This window comes from Rummeliibacillus stabekisii (assembly GCF_007988965.1).
Classification (GTDB): domain Bacteria; phylum Bacillota; class Bacilli; order Bacillales_A; family Planococcaceae; genus Rummeliibacillus; species Rummeliibacillus stabekisii.
In genome coordinates, this window is sequence record NZ_BJVD01000001.1 from 390,127 (window position 1) to 405,995 (window position 15,869).

18 protein-coding genes are annotated in these 15,869 nt (G+C 36.1%); 5 read left to right on the forward strand and 13 right to left on the reverse strand.

Annotated elements, in window-relative coordinates; translation table 11 throughout:
- Positions 1-3: 3 nt before the first annotated feature.
- Entirely contained in the window at positions 4-1,041 is a 1,038-nt protein-coding gene (gene comGA / locus RST01_RS01915; RefSeq protein ID WP_147193649.1) for a competence type IV pilus ATPase ComGA, read from the reverse strand.
- A 254-nt stretch (positions 1,042-1,295) separates the two neighbouring features.
- Between comGA and RST01_RS01920 the strand changes: the two genes are divergently transcribed.
- Positions 1,296-1,997: a helix-turn-helix transcriptional regulator gene (locus RST01_RS01920; RefSeq protein WP_221297931.1), complete on the forward strand. Its 702-nt coding sequence runs from the start codon at positions 1,296-1,298 to the stop codon at positions 1,995-1,997.
- 130 nt (positions 1,998-2,127) lie between these two features.
- Positions 2,128-2,367, forward strand: coding sequence for a DUF2626 family protein (locus RST01_RS01925; RefSeq protein WP_066786585.1), 240 nt, complete (start codon positions 2,128-2,130; stop codon positions 2,365-2,367).
- A gap of 100 nt (positions 2,368-2,467) precedes the next feature.
- Here the strand turns inward: RST01_RS01925 and RST01_RS01930 are convergent, their stop codons facing one another.
- The 3 genes from RST01_RS01930 to RST01_RS01940 all read right to left on the reverse strand — a co-directional run bounded on the left by RST01_RS01930 (position 2,468) and on the right by RST01_RS01940 (position 5,197).
- Positions 2,468-3,370, reverse strand: coding sequence for an aminoglycoside phosphotransferase family protein (locus tag RST01_RS01930; protein ID WP_147193651.1), 903 nt, complete (start codon positions 3,368-3,370; stop codon positions 2,468-2,470).
- Between the two features lie 55 nt (positions 3,371-3,425).
- A complete protein-coding gene (locus RST01_RS01935; protein ID WP_147193653.1) occupies positions 3,426-4,307 on the reverse strand; it encodes a GNAT family N-acetyltransferase in 882 nt (293 codons plus the stop codon).
- 251 nt (positions 4,308-4,558) lie between these two features.
- Entirely contained in the window at positions 4,559-5,197 is a 639-nt protein-coding gene (locus RST01_RS01940) for an MBL fold metallo-hydrolase (RefSeq protein ID WP_147193655.1), read from the reverse strand.
- 187 nt (positions 5,198-5,384) lie between these two features.
- Here RST01_RS01940 and RST01_RS01945 point away from each other — a divergent pair, with 187 nt between their 5' ends.
- Complete coding sequence (locus tag RST01_RS01945) at positions 5,385-5,564, forward strand: DUF2759 domain-containing protein (protein ID WP_066786576.1); 180 nt, start codon at positions 5,385-5,387, stop codon at positions 5,562-5,564.
- A 110-nt stretch (positions 5,565-5,674) separates the two neighbouring features.
- Here RST01_RS01945 and RST01_RS01950 read toward each other — a convergent pair whose 3' ends face one another.
- The 4 genes from RST01_RS01950 to rpmG all read right to left on the reverse strand — a co-directional run bounded on the left by RST01_RS01950 (position 5,675) and on the right by rpmG (position 8,804).
- Positions 5,675-7,573 carry an LTA synthase family protein gene (locus RST01_RS01950; RefSeq protein ID WP_066786572.1) on the reverse strand — a complete coding sequence of 633 codons (1,899 nt, stop codon included), beginning with the start codon at positions 7,571-7,573 and terminating at the stop codon, positions 5,675-5,677.
- A 229-nt stretch (positions 7,574-7,802) separates the two neighbouring features.
- The gene (locus RST01_RS01955) at positions 7,803-8,009 is read right to left on the reverse strand and encodes a YqgQ family protein (RefSeq protein WP_066786569.1); all 207 of its coding nucleotides are present in this window, start codon (positions 8,007-8,009) and stop codon (positions 7,803-7,805) included.
- Positions 8,010-8,026: 17 nt separating this feature from the next.
- Positions 8,027-8,596 carry a 5-formyltetrahydrofolate cyclo-ligase gene (locus RST01_RS01960; protein WP_147193657.1) on the reverse strand — a complete coding sequence of 190 codons (570 nt, stop codon included), beginning with the start codon at positions 8,594-8,596 and terminating at the stop codon, positions 8,027-8,029.
- Positions 8,597-8,654: 58 nt separating this feature from the next.
- Positions 8,655-8,804 (reverse strand): 50S ribosomal protein L33, encoded by a 150-nt coding sequence (gene rpmG, locus RST01_RS01965; RefSeq protein WP_066786565.1) that lies wholly within the window; start codon positions 8,802-8,804, stop codon positions 8,655-8,657.
- Between the two features lie 162 nt (positions 8,805-8,966).
- On the opposite strand from rpmG, the gene RST01_RS01970 reads away from it, so the two are divergent.
- Both RST01_RS01970 and RST01_RS01975 read left to right on the forward strand, forming a co-directional pair.
- Complete coding sequence (locus RST01_RS01970; RefSeq protein WP_147193659.1) at positions 8,967-9,353, forward strand: hypothetical protein; 387 nt, start codon at positions 8,967-8,969, stop codon at positions 9,351-9,353.
- A complete protein-coding gene (locus RST01_RS01975) occupies positions 9,350-9,814 on the forward strand; it encodes an endolytic transglycosylase MltG (protein WP_147193660.1) in 465 nt (154 codons plus the stop codon). Before RST01_RS01970 ends, RST01_RS01975 begins: the two co-directional genes overlap by 4 nt.
- Before the next feature lie 71 nt (positions 9,815-9,885).
- On the opposite strand, the gene pstB is transcribed toward RST01_RS01975, so the two are convergent.
- The 5 genes from pstB to RST01_RS02000 form a co-directional block, all read right to left on the reverse strand.
- Positions 9,886-10,713 (reverse strand): phosphate ABC transporter ATP-binding protein PstB, encoded by an 828-nt coding sequence (pstB, locus tag RST01_RS01980; protein ID WP_147193662.1) that lies wholly within the window; start codon positions 10,711-10,713, stop codon positions 9,886-9,888.
- 13 nt (positions 10,714-10,726) lie between these two features.
- The gene (gene pstA / locus RST01_RS01985; RefSeq protein WP_147193664.1) at positions 10,727-11,605 is read right to left on the reverse strand and encodes a phosphate ABC transporter permease PstA; all 879 of its coding nucleotides are present in this window, start codon (positions 11,603-11,605) and stop codon (positions 10,727-10,729) included.
- On the reverse strand, positions 11,605-12,546 hold the full coding sequence (pstC, locus tag RST01_RS01990; protein WP_147193666.1) for a phosphate ABC transporter permease subunit PstC: 942 nt from the start codon (positions 12,544-12,546) through the stop codon (positions 11,605-11,607). The genes pstA and pstC overlap by 1 nt, the downstream gene beginning before the upstream one ends.
- Before the next feature lie 23 nt (positions 12,547-12,569).
- On the reverse strand, positions 12,570-13,526 hold the full coding sequence (locus tag RST01_RS01995) for a PstS family phosphate ABC transporter substrate-binding protein (RefSeq protein ID WP_147193668.1): 957 nt from the start codon (positions 13,524-13,526) through the stop codon (positions 12,570-12,572).
- Positions 13,527-13,674: 148 nt separating this feature from the next.
- The gene (locus RST01_RS02000) at positions 13,675-15,855 is read right to left on the reverse strand and encodes a peptidoglycan D,D-transpeptidase FtsI family protein (protein WP_147193670.1); all 2,181 of its coding nucleotides are present in this window, start codon (positions 15,853-15,855) and stop codon (positions 13,675-13,677) included.
- Positions 15,856-15,869 lie beyond the last annotated feature (14 nt).

Sequence of the window (15,869 nt, forward strand, 5' to 3'; positions counted from 1 at the left end):
AAATTAATCCATTTTCTTTGTAGAATGTTGGGAGGCGATTGCACCAAATTGAACCCCCTTCTCAATCTGTCCTTCTAGCGTTTTTTCAAAAGGAAGCTCGTAACTAATTTTATTTTCAATTGCTTTAAAGGATTGGTCTAGATATTGGTCAGATAAAATCTCAAAAATAGCTGTTAACTTTTTGGACTCCTGCAAGGGAACAAGTCTCTGAGCTACAATACCGATGACTGTCTGCTTTAATTCTTCCAATGAAATCCCTAAATCCAATAAACGGTATAAACAGCCAACGGTATCCTTACTATGAATGGTCGACACGACCAAATGGCCTGTCAAAACAGCTTCAATGGCTATGTGCGCTGTTTCACGATCCCGGATTTCGCCAATCATAATGACATCTGGAGAATGGCGTAAAATAGCTTTTAAGCCTACAGAATATGTGACCCCTGCTCGTTCATTCACCTGTATCTGCAAAAGATGAGACTGGTTGTTTTCAACGGGATCTTCAAGTGAAATAATATGTTTTTGATGCATATTAGAAAGATGATTGATTAAAGAATAGAGTGTTGTCGATTTTCCGCTTCCAGTTGGTCCAGTCATCAGCAAGATACCTTGTGGCTGTTCTACCAGTCGTATTAAGTCTTTGGCCGATTCACAGAACATGCTTAATTCAGTAATTGACACTGTTCGATTTTGAAGCATTAAACGTATGACGAGGCTTTCTCTCATAAATACGGAAGGAAGCGTCGATACACGAAAAGAAACATTTTGATCATTGAAAATATGCTCGAATGAGCCGCTTTGGGGTTTACGTTTTTCACTAATATCTAATGAGGATAAAAATTTTAAGTAAGAAATCAAACGATCTCCTATATCTAGGGGAAGCCCGCTTATAGGGACAAGTTTTCCGTATTTGCGGAAATAAATTTCATAGCGATCAGTTGTAGGCAATAGATGTAAATCTGTAGCGTTAAATTCCATCGCCTTTTTTAATAATTGCATTGTCTTCTGTTCAACAACAGTTTCTGTGTCAGAAAAAAGCATTTTACCTCCTCTTCAACCAACAAGCAAGGACCGCTCTTTACCTGTTATCACTATTATACAAGTAATCTATTAGATTTGGAAAGTTATATTTCTGAATTTTTCGATATAATTCTCTCTTTCTATCAGTATGAAATATATAACTCGTTGTATAGAACAAGTATCTCCATAAGTGTTTTAATAAATCTCGTGAAATCTACTGTCACTATTCCATAATTGCTTTATAATGGTAGTATTCTTATAGGAGGTGGCTGTTTTTGATTAATCATAATCCACTGAAAGTGACTAGCACTTTATCAGATGAAACTCGTTTTTCAATTTATCAATATATGTTGCAAGAGAAGAAGCCTTTCTCCGTGCAAGAGATTGCCGACCATTTTCATATTCATCCAAATGTTGCGCGACTCCATTTAACGAAACTAACAGAGATAGATGTCATAAGCGCAGAGTATGAAAAAACAGGAAAGGGCGGACGTCCAGGACGGCGTTATAAAGCTTTAGAAGATGGTATTTCGTTATCTTTCCCAAAGCGAAATAATGAAGAGTTACTAGATTGGGCAATCGACATTTTAGGAGAATTCGGCGAGGAAGCTTATATTGTTGGCCAAAAGATTTGTTATAAAAAAGGACGAAATGAGATTGAAGCAACCATTCTAAAACAGCGAAAAGAAATAACCCACTTAACTTTTGAAGAAAAGCTGGAAATTTTAACTGATACAGCTGCATTAATTGGATATATCCCAATGATCAAAGAAACCCCTGCAGGGAAAACCCTGTCTTTTGCTATTTATAACTGTCCTTTCCACACTGAAATCAAGCATAATGCAAGACTTGTTTGTGCATTACATGAATCTTATTTGAAAGGCCAATTTGATGCATTGTTTAATGTAAGCGATTTTGTGCAAGTAGAAAGTATGATGCAAAACTGTGAATACTGTACTTATCAAATAAATATATAATTTTTCATAATGTTAATGGAATTTACACTTCATTGTCACAAAGTCTTTACATCTTGCAGTTTACAGGCAAAATTCAATCATTTATAATGAGTATGAGATTATTGTGTCGTCGAAAAGGAGGGAATCGTACATGGATAATATGTATAAGGTGCTTGGCTTCTGGACAGGTATTTTCGCAGTTATGTTTTATTTAGGTGGTATGAAAGAGGTTTCGCTATTATTCGTAGCTAACACAGGGTTTTTCCTTCTATTAGGCTTCTTAAACCTTACAGAACGCATGTATATGTACATTTTCGGAGCATATTTAACTGTATTCTTTGCTGGATTTACTTATTGGACTACATTCATTCACGTTCCTGGCATGGAATAAGAAACAGACGATATGTAATAAAGAGCTATTGATATTAGATCTTACTAATATTGATAGCTCTTTTGCTTTTTATAAAAACACTTTTTTACTATTCAGTTATTTATATATAATAATCTTCTAAATACCAGGTTGGAATAGGGTCATCCATTCCGTTGAACCAAGTGAGCACATCTTTTGCTTGGTTTTTCATAATAGTTACTTGGTCTTCTCCGAAGGGGATAGCCCATGGAATGGAAGAAAGCATGTTACTACAAATATAAAAAACCAAGAGTTTGAAAAAGTCTATTGGCGGCCTTCCGTTGAAATAGCCATTAAGCTGTCCTGTTGCAAAGTGAGGACTAATCGTAGCACTCCATACAATTCGGTTAAACTCTTCCCAGGGATCACCATAATCATTGCGATTAAAATCAATAATGCTTAGCTCTCCTTTAGATGAAATTATCATATTTCCTACATGGTAATCACCGTGTTGAAAACATTGAGTCCTTCCTTCTAAAAGATGTTTGTTATTTTGGATATAGGAAATTATCTTTTCCCCACCTTTTATTTTCAGACCACAGTCTTGGTACATTTTTATCTTGCTATCAGCTTTACGCGAAAATCGAGCTTTCCACTCCTCTTGGCTTTCCGGCGCTGGTATTCGATGAATCTCCTTCAATATTCGCCCCGCATCCTTACCAAGTCCGTATTGCTCTATTTCCGTCATACTTTTTAACGCGATTTCGGCATCCTCTCCCTCGCACCATTTAAAAAGGGAATATACGCTTTTTCCATCGTTGCATATTCCTATTTTAATTGGATTTGACACGGGAACTTTACATTCTGCGAGGTGTTTCATTGCTTCAAATTCCTTAATCTTCTCGTCATATAGAGAAATTTCTGCAATCCGAAGCAACATTTTTTGATTCAGCTCGTTTTCAACAAAGTATTTTTTGTCGGTAGACCATCCTTTCATTATTGGCTTGATTAGCTTAAACTTCTCCCTCTCTTTTAAAATATGCATAGTTTCACCTCAATTAGCTTTTTTTCTTGAACTATGAATTTTCGTTTTTCTAAAACTATTTATCTTTTTGTAACAAGATCAGATTATGTTCTACTTGAAATCCAATTTTCTTATACATGTGGATCGCATGTTCATTATCTGATCGAACACAAAGAGAGATTTCTTTGATAGAGGGAAACGAAAACAGCCATTGCAACCCCCCTGTTAAAAGAGTTGTACCTATTCCCTTACCGCGGGCATTGGCATCTACACCAAAAAATTCAATACTACCTTCAGAATATGTAGGATTAGCTTCTGCATATAGATAACCTATCAAATTGCCTTCTTCAATTACTCCGAAAACTGCCGCTTCATCATTTAATCCTTGCAATATCTCCTCACCGGATAAATATGAACTTGGAAAAGTTGAATTATGCAGATTAATGAATGCTTCATTGTGAGATGCTGGCAACTTACTAACAGACTGAGTCTTTTTTGCCTTTAAAGTTTGGTTTGTACATGTTAAGATTGTTTGTTTACTAACTGGTTTAAAACCCAAATACTTCCCTGTATCTATTACTAGTCTATTGCGAATGTCAGGAAAAAGTGTAACAGAATCTATTTGATCAGGAATTCTTTTCAGTAGCGCTTCTAGTAATATACTTGAAGTCTCTAATGCATCATTACTCTTTATAAAAGGTCCCCATATATCCACAGTTTTTCTTTCATTATCTGCATCAAAACCGCAAACTCCTATTATATTGTTTTCATCTAAAGCTGATATAAATGCATTCTCTGCAGGCACATCTGTAAAATCTTTCTTCCATGTACTCATGATTTCCTCTGCATTTTTTCCGCAATAACCGATGTGGTTTTCAGGAATACAATTCATTCTTGCAATGAATTCCGCAATACTATTTAATTCTTCACTAGATGATTGACTTAATGTCAAAGTCATAAGCTTACCTCCTCCGTATGAATTATTAATATCTCTATTTGTATTAATTCTATAATCTACTAGTCTTTTCCTTTTAATAACGATTATAAGAAGTATCTTTCATTTAAGAGCTACAGACTAGCCTTTAAAATATAAAAAAGAAACAATATTTAACTTTTGTTAAGCCAAATATTGCTTCTTTTCTTTTTAAAAACTGTAGATATGGTGAATGGTACTTAGTAAACTTTAACATTCATATAATTCGTTAGAACTTAAAAACCATTTAAAAAAGGATTCTGTTCAGTTTCAATATCCACTCGAGTGGCTTCACCATGACCAGGATAAATAATAGTATCTTCATCCAAATTTAATAAATGATCATGGATAGACTTAAGCAATAGTTCTTGATTTCCTCCCTCTAAATCTGTACGACCAATACTACCTTCAAATAAAGTATCTCCTACAATCGCAAACCGATCTTCTGGGAAGTAAAAAGAAATACTGCCAGGCGAATGTCCGGGCGTATGAAAAATATCCATCTTAAAGTCAAAAAGCTCTAAGGTTTGCTCCTTATCAATCAAATGGTCAGCAGCATTCACCGTTACATCTGGAATTTCAGCATATCTACCAGAACCGTTGTATGCTGGGTCCTGTAACCAATGAGCCTCTGCTTTATGCAAATATACTGGTATTTCGAAAGCTTGTCTCACAGCCTCTACACCCCCAATATGGTCAAAGTGGGCATGTGTTAAGAGTATGGCTTTAGGTTTAAGACCTAAAGATCGTAACTTTCTAACAAATGCTTCTCCGTCTCCTCCTGGATCAATCACCAAACATTCTTTATTATTGTTGCTTACAACATAGCAATTGGCCTGAATGGGGCCAAGCGGAAAAGTTCGTATATTTAACATTTCAATCACCTCTATATCCATGATAAATCATTTCTTGCGAGAACCAAAGCCTTAATCTTTAGAAATTTTTAAGCTTGTTCAAATATCCGTCACTTTTTGTTCTCGACAAAAACTAAAAATAGCTTTACAATAGAGAAGGAATATTGTTTGCGACATTCATTTTCTGATGTCGAAAGGAGTGTCTAACTTGAACTTATTAATGGTTATTTTTGGCCTAGTAGCAATTTTTGGGCTTATTGGCACAATCCAAAGCATTAAAGAAAAAGCTATTCTTGGCATCATCTTTAACTTTGCAGCATTTGCTGTTTTTGGTTGGTTCGTTTTCATGACGATCCTACATCAAGGTTTCCCGCCAAGCCTACATTAATCAACAAACAAAAAAAGGTTGTCCTATTAAAGGACAGCCTTTTTTTGCATCTGCTGACAAAACCATTTTAAAAGCCGCACTGTCATCTTTAGACAGTACGGCTTTTCACACTATTCTTTTTCTTTCTTAACAGTAGCTTTCCCTGTTTTTGAATCATAGAAACGAAGTAAATCGCCATTAATAATCTGATCAGAGTACTCTAGTTTTTTGTTTGCTTGCTCAATATAAGGATCACATTTCTCTGCATCTGTTTTTTCTCCAGTTTTCTTGTCATAGCACACTTCCCCTGCATATAACAATTTGTCTGTTACAAATCGGCCATCTCTGAATGTCACAAAGTCTTTGTGATCTTTAGAGAATAAATCTGCACCCAATTGTAAATCGTTAGATGTATCAACACCTAGTAAGTGTAAAACAGTTGGACGAATATCTAATTGACCAGCTACCTCGTGCATTGGTTTACCAATTCCTGAATGAGGAATATGGATAAAGAAAGGCACTTTTTGAAGCTGAGCAGAATCAAACGGTGTAATTGAATCTTTTCCTAAATACTGAGCCATCGCTTTATTATGGTTTTCAGAAATACCATAGTGGTCACCATACATGACAATAACTGAGTTATCATATAGGCCTGATGCTTTCAATTGCTTAAACAATTCTTTAATAGATTCATCCGTATAGCGGACAGTTTGGAAATAACGGTTTACTGTATTGTCACTAGATGTATACGGTTCAATCATTTGATCTTCTTCATCTGAAGTGAATGGATAGTGATTAGACAATGTAAGCATCCGTGTATAGAACGGTTGTGGCATTGTTTTCATAATCTTAACTGATTGATCCATGAATGGAATATCTTTTAAGCCCCAGTTAGCTGAATTGTCATCTGTAACATTGTATGAATCTACATCATAAAAATGTTTAATATTTAAAGCTTGATACATCATATCACGGTTCCAGAAACTTTTATTGTTAGCATGCAGAACAGATGTATAATAACCGTTCCCATTTAATCGTTCTGCCATCGAATTGAACGTATTGCCGCTATTTGTAAAGAAGACTGCGCCACGTCCAGTACCGTATAAGGAGTTTTCAACAATAAATTCTGCATCAGATGTTTTACCAAGCCCAGTTTGATGATAGAAGTTATCGAAGTAGAATGTATCCTTGTCTTTAGATAACTTGTTAAGGAAAGGTGTAATGACTTGGCCATTCACTTTCTTATTGATAACAAAGTTTTGAGTTGATTCAAGAGAAATAATAATCACATTACGTTTTTTAGCTACGCCAAATGTTTTCTTATTATTATCAGCTTGATTTGATTTCACGTAATTTGTTACTTCTGTTAACTCACTACCATCTGCAAGAGCTCGTTGAGCATGTGATTTTGATTGCACAAAAATATCATATAAGTGATAGTTATATGTTCCCATGTTTTTAACTAATAGTTCACGGTCAAAACTACGTGTTAGTAGTTGAGGTCTTTCTGTTTCTGCTAATCCTAAATTTAAGAAAAGCATCGCAAAAGACAAAACAAAGTAAGTTCTGCGCAAGTTTGGTCTTACAACTGTTGCTTCTTTTGCAATTGGCAACAATTTAACTGCTAGTATTAATAAAATAACATCTGTAAAGAAGAAAATATCATACCAGTAGATTGAAGATGCTGCTGAATTGCCTAAATCTCCGAAGTTATTTGTTTGGAATAGAACCGGCAATGTAATAAAGTCGTTAAAGAAGCGATAGAATGCTACATTACCATATACTACAATGGATAAAATAGCGCTAATTGTAATTAAATATCGATTCCGTACCTTTGCCGTCTTGAAGAACAATGAAATACCATATATAAATAATAAAAATGCAAGCGGGTTAATCAACAATATTAATTCTTGCATAGCATTTTCAATCTTCATATCAAAGCTCGTTTTATATGTGATATAGGTCTTGATCCAAGTAGTGACAATGGCTATCACTAATATCGTATGTTTAGGAAGCTTTTTGAGTTTCATGCTTATTATCCTCCTACTTTCTTTCTTATTCTTTTGTTCACAGTCTGAAAGAAACAAAATATATACTAATCCTTTTTTTACAGGAACGCAACATTTTTGTTACAGAATAATTTCCCATACTGTGTACTACCCATTAATTAACGATTTAAACCCTGAAAAGGTTTCAATTTTATTCACAAATAATGGATTTAATACCCAACTGTAAAAGGACTTTTATTACAAACGAAAATTAACTGTACCTTTTACTTTCCAGTTTTTTCGTTTCAGTCCTTAAAATATGGCGTGCAGATTGAAAATCTTGCGCTTCGATTAAACCACCTTTATAGAGCTCTACTAAATCTATTTCCATCAGCTGCAAATCGCCAACACGGTTTTTTGTATAAACAAAAGTTCCAAAACGTTTTAAAAGCTGCATAACATCGTATACTGTCTCCAAGGGTTAATTGCCCCCTTTCATTTCTGCTCCACGAGAATTATTTCACGTTCTGTAATAATTTTTCCAATAGATAAATCATAATCATCTCGCGGGATTTTTTCAACCACCTGCAATTGAAATGCTAAAGAAATTGTTGAACCTCTATAATTCGACAAGTATCGGTCATAATAACCACCGCCAAAGCCAAGTCTAAAACCATCTTTATCATATGCTAGCCCCGGCACAATTAAGCATTGAATTTCTTCTTTTTTTACTACTTTTGTGCGATTTGGTATCGGTTCTGAAATCCTGCTGTAACCTATTTCAACTTGATCAAATGATGTAATTTCATAAAATGTCATCTCTCTTGTCTTGGGATGACATTTAGGTACTGCAACTGACCTCCCTCTAGCCCATAGCTCCTCAATAAGTGGCCAAGTATCAACTTCGGGAAAATTAGATAAAGTAATCCCGATAACAGACGCATCTTTAATTGCAGATTCATCCAAAAGTTTGCTATGTATAATGGCGGATTTTTCTTTATATGTATCAGCAGCAAGTTGTTTCAATTGCAGTTGCATTGCATTTCGAAGATCTTTTTTATCCATTTCGCCACCCCTTTAAAATTGAAAATGCCAAAACCACTGGAGGTTTTGGCAATGAGCATTATTTTGTTTCACGGTGAAGTGTCATTTTGTGATCACGAGAACAATATTTTTTTAATTCAAGACGTTCTGGATTGTTACGTTTGTTTTTCTTTGAGATGTAGTTACGTTCACCACATTCAGTGCAAGCTAATGTAATATTAACGCGCATTGTTATCCCTCCCACTCTATATAAAGAATAAAACTTTGTGAGCATGATTTATACGACTAACTTATTATATCACAGATTGCAAAAAAATCTACTGTCATTTCTAAATACTTGTCCATATGTTACAATAAATTGAGCAAATTTAAAAAGGTCGAAGGTGAACGAATGAATCTACCTGTACTCTTCATAATTGTAGGAACAGTTGTTTTTATTGCATCTTTTTTTATCGGCAACCACCCCAAAAAATTAGAAAACGAAGTGGAAGAGCTTTCTCTTCAGTTTTATCAGGAAACTAACCAATTAAAGCATCGTATAAAAGCAGTAGAAGAGGAGTTAATGATGGATTCCCCTCTGCTAAAAACTAAAACTATAAAACAGGATCCGCACCCACGCCGTGAGAAAACGAACATAAATAACATCCATCAAATTCTCATTAGCCAGGTACTCGCATTACATCAGCAAGGCTATACTGTGCCCGAAATTAGCCAGCGTTCTTCTCTTACACAGGAACAAGTCCATGCAGTGATCACTTCACGAGGTGGACATTTATGAGAAAATCAACTCTTCGTTCATTTGGCCTTGGACTTTTCATCGCTGGTAGTGCCATGTTTTTATACGATGAATTCACAGAAAAGCCCAGCAGCGACCGGATTGCAGCTAGCTCTTCTAAAGGAAATATAGTGAAAATACAAAAAGATAAGCTGGTCTCACTACAAAAAGAAGCTGCTGAAGCCAAAGAACAACTGGCAAAAATTCAAACTGATTACAATCAGCTGAAAAATGATTCTGCTGCAAAAAAAATTCATTCCTATACATTAGTTATCAATCGAGGAATGGACAGCGAGGACGTTAGCCAAGCTATAAAAAGAGGCGGCATCATTAAAGATGAACGTGCATTTGAACGGTTTATGGCTGATAAAGATGCATCTAAAAATATTCAAATCGGTGACTATAAGCTAACTTCAGATATGTCCAATCAAGAAATATTAAATATCATAACTCGAAAAAAATAAAAAAAGATGCGGATAAGAGCACAGACCTTCTTCCGCATCTTTTTGTTTTCGATTTTTCTGTAAGCAAGCCATTATCCGAATCTCCCAGAAATATAGTCGCCGGTTCTTCTATCAGCAGGAGATGAAAATAACTTATTGGTTTGGCTGCACTCTATCATCTCACCGTGCAAGAAGAAAGCAGTCTGATCTGAAATACGTGCTGCTTGCTGCATATTGTGCGTCACAATAATAATAGAATAGTTCTGTTTTAATGTCTGAATTAATTCCTCTACTTTCAAAGTAGAAATCGGATCAAGCGCAGAAGTCGGTTCATCCATCAGAATCACATCAGGTTCTATCGCAAGACATCTTGCAATGCAAAGCCTTTGCTGCTGTCCTCCTGACAAACCATATGCATGATGTTGCAAGCGGTCTTTAACATCGTCCCAAAGCGCAGCTTTTCTTAGACTATTTTCAACGATTTCGTCTAGCATTTTTTTATTTTTTATTCCATGAATTCTTGGACCGTACGCTACATTTTCATAAATTGATTTAGGAAATGGATTTGGTTTTTGAAATACCATTCCTACTTTCGTTCTCAAGCGTTCTACAGTATATTTTTTGTGTAGAATATTTTCCTCTTTATAAAGGATATCACCTGTAATACGAACATTCGAAGCTAATTCAACCATTCGATTCAAAGTTTTAAGATAAGTTGATTTTCCGCAACCTGAGGGTCCGATGATGGCTGTCACTTCTTTTTCTTTAATGGAAAGATTAATGTCTTTCAGAGCATGCTGTTCTCCGTACCAAACATTCAAATGGTTGGTTTGAAAGATTTCTCTCGGCTTTTCTATTTGTATAATCTTGGAACCTTCTACTTTTCTCTTCTCTGGTTCTCTAACTTGGATATGTAACATTTGCTTACCACCCTTAATAGCGTTTTTGATATTTATAACGGATATAGACAGCTAGTGAATTCAATAGAAGTAAAAATACCATTAGTACAACAATTCCTGCTGCTGCTACCGTTTGAAATTCAGGTTGAGGCCTTTTTGCCCAATCGAATATCTGCATAGGCAGCGCGGTAAATTCACTCAATAAACCAGTTGGCAAAAAATACACAATTACAGGAATACCTAAAATAACAAGTGGTGCCGTTTCACCAACTGCTCTTGAAAGAGCCAGGATGCAACCTGTTGCAATGCCAGGAATGGCTGCTGGTAACACAACATGTAAAATTGTTTTCCATTTGGCAGCTCCCATTCCATAGGAAGCTTCCCTTAGATCACTTGGTACACCTCTGATTGCTTCTTGTGAAGAGACGATAATAACAGGTAGTACGAGTAAACTCATCGTTAATCCTGCTGCTAAAACACTTTTCCCTAGCATTAGTCCCCGTACAAAAACCGTTAAGCCAAGAAGTCCAAATATAATAGAAGGAACTCCTGCTAAATTTGAAATATTAATTACAATAAGATTTGTCAGTTTGGTCTTTGGTGCATATTCCTCTAAGTAGATGGCAGTAGCTACGCCTATAATAAGAGTCACTGGAGCAACCACTAACATTAACAATATTGAACCAACCAAAGCAGCTTTGATACCAGCTTTGGCAGCAAAACGAGAGGAATAATTCCCCAGGAAATCAAGTGATAAATGACCCGCTCCTTGGCTAATCAGACGAAATAATAATAACGCGAGAACAGCTAAAACAAGTAAGGTCGCTACTAGAAAAATACCTTTTACAAATCGATTTAGGTTTACCCTGCTTTGGATTCTATGCAATATTTCTTTCTGGTTGATGAGGTTCATCAATATCCCTCCCTAAATCGCTTAGATAAAAACTGTGCCGCTATGTTCATTAGGAAAGTAAAGAAGAATAGCGTAAATCCAATTGCATAGATTGAATAATAAATGGTCGTACCGTAACCCGCATCGCCACTTGCTACCTGCACGATATATGCCGTCATCGTTTGAATAGAATCTGTAACTTGCATATCGAACTTAGGTGTTGATCCCCCAGCGAGCGAGACGATCATCGTTTCACCAATAGCTCTAGATACAGCAAGTACAACTGACGAAAGTATGCCAGATAATGCTGCAGGTAATACAACTTTTAAAGCAACTTCAAGCCTTGTAGACCCTAATGCCAAGGCGCCTTCCCTTAGTGAATTGGGAACTTGAGACATGGCATCTTCTGAAAGAGATGCAATCATAGGTAAAATCATTATGCCAATCACAATTCCCGGACTAAGTGCATTAAATATTTTAAGCGATGGTACGATATGTTGGAGTAATGGAGTGACGAATGTAAGTGCAAAGAATCCATAAACAATCGTCGGAATACCCGCTAAAATTTCTAATATCGGTTTAATCACCTGTCGAATTTTGTCGCTAGCATATTCGCTTAAATAGATGGCAATCGCAAGGCCTAGAGGAGCCGCTACAATTATAGCGATTCCCGTGACCTTTAAAGTGCCCATTAATAATGGCCAGATGCCGTATGTAGGGTCAGTGCTTGAGAAAGGAAACCATTCCTTTCCAAAAAGATATTCCCAGACACTTACCCTCGTGAAAAATTCACCTGTTTCTACTACCAACGTCAATATGATGCCTATTGTGGTCAGTACAGATACCAATGCCGCTATAAATAAAATCTTAGGCATTAATTTTTCAGTCAAATTTGAGCTTTGATTCTGAGACTGCTCAATCAACTCCTGTACTGTTTTCTCTTCTAGCTTTTTGGTAGCCAATTCAAGCGCTCCTTTTTAAACTCTTATTTTAGATTTTCCAATGCTTCTAAATCTTTTTTATAATCTTCATCTGGCGTTTTTACATAGCCTACTGCCTCAGCCATTTCGCCTGCATTTTCTATTGTGTATTTCATAAAATTGTACATAGATGCATTTTCTTTAACTGATTTATTTTTCACATACACGAACAATGGGCGGGATAGTGGCGTATAGGTACCGGATTTGATAGTTTCGTGTGTAGGTTCAATACCACCGATTTTTACCACTTTCAATTGGTCTTTATTCGCAAGATAATAGGCAAATCCAAAATAGCCAATTCCATTTTTATCGGATTCTACACCCTTGACTAAAACATTATCGTCTTCTGATAATGTTGCATTTTTAACGAGATCTTTTCCTTCTAAAATATCATTTACAAAGTAGTCATATGTTCCAGAATCTGTACCAGGAGAGTAGAATGAAATTTTTTCTTTTGGCCATTTTGGATTGATATCTGACCATTTTTTATTTTTACCGTTTTCTGTCCAGATTTCTTTTAACTGATCTACAGTAAGATCTTCAACCCAATCATTATCTTTATTCACAACTATCGAAATGCCATCATATGCAATCTTCATTTCTGTATAGTCGATTCCTGCTTCTTTTAACTTAGCTGCTTCCTCATCTTTTACTGGTCGAGAAGCATTTGAAAAATCTGTTTCTCCATTTATGAACTTTTCAAACCCTCCACCTGTTCCAGACACACCGACTGATACTTGAGTCTTCGGATGCGATGCTGAATATTCTTCTACGATTCCTTCTAAAATAGGCGCTACAGTAGAAGAACCATCACCCGAAATATTGCTTTCTGCTACTTCATCGGCTTTGGCTGTTTGCTCGGCTTCTGAGGACTTTGATTTTCCGTCTCCTTGACCGCAGGCTCCCAGTAATAGAGCTGATCCAATCATAGTTGCTGCCACTAAGTTTTTTGCTTTTTTCATCCGTATTGCCTCCCGTAGAAAATAGTTATTACTTACACTATCTACTATATCGATAGATTGTTAAGCTAGTATTAAGGGAATGTAATAGAATATTTAGATAATGTAAATGGCATGTAAAAAAAGCACAGCTATAAGCTGTGCTTTTTGTTTACTCATTTTCTGACTCAGTATTTTTCGGTTTTGTAATTTTTTCTTTGGTCGACTGTTTTTGTTTTTGCATATGGTCTTTTTGCAAAGAGAAATACGTTTCGACAGCTTTACGTGCAATAATGTTGTTTATAGCTGTATATGATTCATTTGTTGTAATCCATGGTACTACAACAGCATAGGCAATTTCCGGATTATTATATGGAGCGAATCCAATATGAGTAACACTAAGTGTCTGTGTTCCATAAGCTGCCCTCTTTGGTCCATAATAAACAACTTGGGCTGTACCTGTTTTACCAGCTGCATCAAATTTCGCATCTCCAAAATAGGATTTAGCAGAACCTTGACTGCCAAAATACACTCGATGCATCCCCTCTTTGACATGATTAATTTCGTAAGGAGAATTACGAATGACATTTAATACATTTGGTTGGAACTCTTCTACTATAGGGCCCAAGTTTTTGCCATCTGCAGAAGGTTCTCGGATTTCTTTTGCGAGATGTGGCTGAATTCTTTTACCGCCATTTGCAACTGTTGAGACATATTGTGCCAATTGTAGAGGTGTAAAAGTGTCATATTGGCCAATTACTAAGTCTAGTAATTTACCTGAAATGGTTTCTTGTCCTTTAAAACCATCAAATTCCCCTGGTAAGTCAATACCTGTATCAACTCCTAAGCCAAATTGGGCATAAGAATTTCGAATTTTAGTGAAATCATTTGCTGTTACACGCAGTCCACCATTTGGAACATATGTCACTCCAGCAATTTTCATAGCAACTTGGAACATATAAGAGTTAGAAGATCTCTCAAGAGCAGTTAAATCATTCATTGGAATAGCTCCAGATCGGTTAAAGATAGATGATTTAGGAGCTGTGCCAGCAATTTTAATCGGCTTATCAATCAGAACTGTATTTGGAGTAATAGCATTTAAAGCATAACCAGTCAGTAAAGTTGCAGGCTTAATTACAGATCCTACTTCGTAAGCAGAAGTAAATGTACCAATCGCATAATCATTTACTTCTGTTTTACCGTTTTCATCAGTATCAATCTTTTTACCAACCATAGACAGAATTTCTCCTGTATTTGGGTTCATCATAACGAGGAATGCCCTGTCTAATAAGCTGGATGCACCTGTTGCTTTGGCACTCAACAACTGTTCCTCTACTAATTTTTCAAGTTTCTCTTGGAGCTGACTATCTACAGTAAGTACCAAGTCTTTACCAGGAGAGCCAGGGAAAGTTGTTTTTGTCTCGACTACTTGCCCTTTTCCATTCGTCTCGTTCTTTACAACGGCTTTTTGCCCTTGTAACAACTCTTCGTATTCCTTCTCTATATAACTTTTACCTACTCGGTCATTCCGGGAGTAATCACGCGCTAGATAATACTCTAACTTGTCTTTAGGAATCCCTTCAGAAGGTGTAGTAGTCGATCCCAGAATACTTAAATCAGAATTTTTCACACGCTTCCAATCTGTAGCGGTGTTTACGTTAGGCAGTTCATTCAAATGCTCAGAGACAATCGCAAATTCCTTATCTGATACGTCATCACTTTTGATAATTTGAGGTGATAAGTTATACCCCGCCACCATTTTGCTATAAATTGCCAGAACTTGTAGGTCACTTTTTGAAAAGCTTTTTAGCTCTGCATTTGTAATACGCTCCCGCACTAAATCATCAATTTTTGCTTGTTTTTGAGAGCCTGTTAGCTTTTCATCTTTATTGATCGCTTTTTGCTCTTGTTTCGAAACTTTTTCATAAGCTTCTTCTTTATGGAGTTTAATCCAAAAATCTTGTTTATCCCGTAGTGCGATTTTGCTTGTATCCATCTTAATTAGTGTTGCGAGTTTTTTAGCTGTTTTTAGCATTTCGTCACTTGTAGTGGTTTGAAGCTTTGTATATGTAATCGCATTTTTCGGTTTATTATCAACCAGTACGCGCCCTTCTCTGTCATAAATCCTGCCGCGAGGCACACTAGTATTGACTGTCACTTCTTCTGTTTTTTCTAGTGTTCTTACATAATCCTCCCCTTTTACAATTTGCATATAGCCTAAACGTAAAATTAGGATGGAGAACAAAATAAAAATAGAGAAAAAGAGTACGTTCATTCGAAAAGAAAGACTAGCTCGTTGCTTTGCCTTGACATTAGTAGAACGCTTTTTGGGATTTTTATTTTTTTGGCGCATCGAATACGGGATCC

Excerpts from the sequence above, each read along its gene's own strand:
- RST01_RS01930 (WP_147193651.1), bottom strand. The coding sequence starts at position 3,370 with ATGCATATTTTAAAAGAGAGGGAGAAGTTTAAGCTAATCAAGCCAATA.
- RST01_RS01970 (WP_147193659.1), top strand. The coding sequence starts at position 8,967 with ATGAATCTACCTGTACTCTTCATAATTGTAGGAACAGTTGTTTTTATT.
- RST01_RS01925 (WP_066786585.1), top strand. The coding sequence starts at position 2,128 with ATGGATAATATGTATAAGGTGCTTGGCTTCTGGACAGGTATTTTCGCA.
- RST01_RS01960 (WP_147193657.1), bottom strand. The coding sequence starts at position 8,596 with ATGGATAAAAAAGATCTTCGAAATGCAATGCAACTGCAATTGAAACAA.
- pstB (WP_147193662.1), bottom strand. The coding sequence starts at position 10,713 with ATGTTACATATCCAAGTTAGAGAACCAGAGAAGAGAAAAGTAGAAGGT.
- RST01_RS01940 (WP_147193655.1), bottom strand. The coding sequence starts at position 5,197 with ATGTTAAATATACGAACTTTTCCGCTTGGCCCCATTCAGGCCAATTGC.
- comGA (WP_147193649.1), bottom strand. The coding sequence starts at position 1,041 with ATGCTTTTTTCTGACACAGAAACTGTTGTTGAACAGAAGACAATGCAA.
- RST01_RS01950 (WP_066786572.1), bottom strand. The coding sequence starts at position 7,573 with ATGAAACTCAAAAAGCTTCCTAAACATACGATATTAGTGATAGCCATT.
- pstA (WP_147193664.1), bottom strand. The coding sequence starts at position 11,605 with ATGAACCTCATCAACCAGAAAGAAATATTGCATAGAATCCAAAGCAGG.
- RST01_RS01975 (WP_147193660.1), top strand. The coding sequence starts at position 9,350 with ATGAGAAAATCAACTCTTCGTTCATTTGGCCTTGGACTTTTCATCGCT.
- RST01_RS01995 (WP_147193668.1), bottom strand. The coding sequence starts at position 13,526 with ATGAAAAAAGCAAAAAACTTAGTGGCAGCAACTATGATTGGATCAGCT.
- rpmG (WP_066786565.1), bottom strand. The coding sequence starts at position 8,804 with ATGCGCGTTAATATTACATTAGCTTGCACTGAATGTGGTGAACGTAAC.
- RST01_RS01935 (WP_147193653.1), bottom strand. The coding sequence starts at position 4,307 with ATGACTTTGACATTAAGTCAATCATCTAGTGAAGAATTAAATAGTATT.
- RST01_RS02000 (WP_147193670.1), bottom strand. The coding sequence starts at position 15,855 with ATGCGCCAAAAAAATAAAAATCCCAAAAAGCGTTCTACTAATGTCAAG.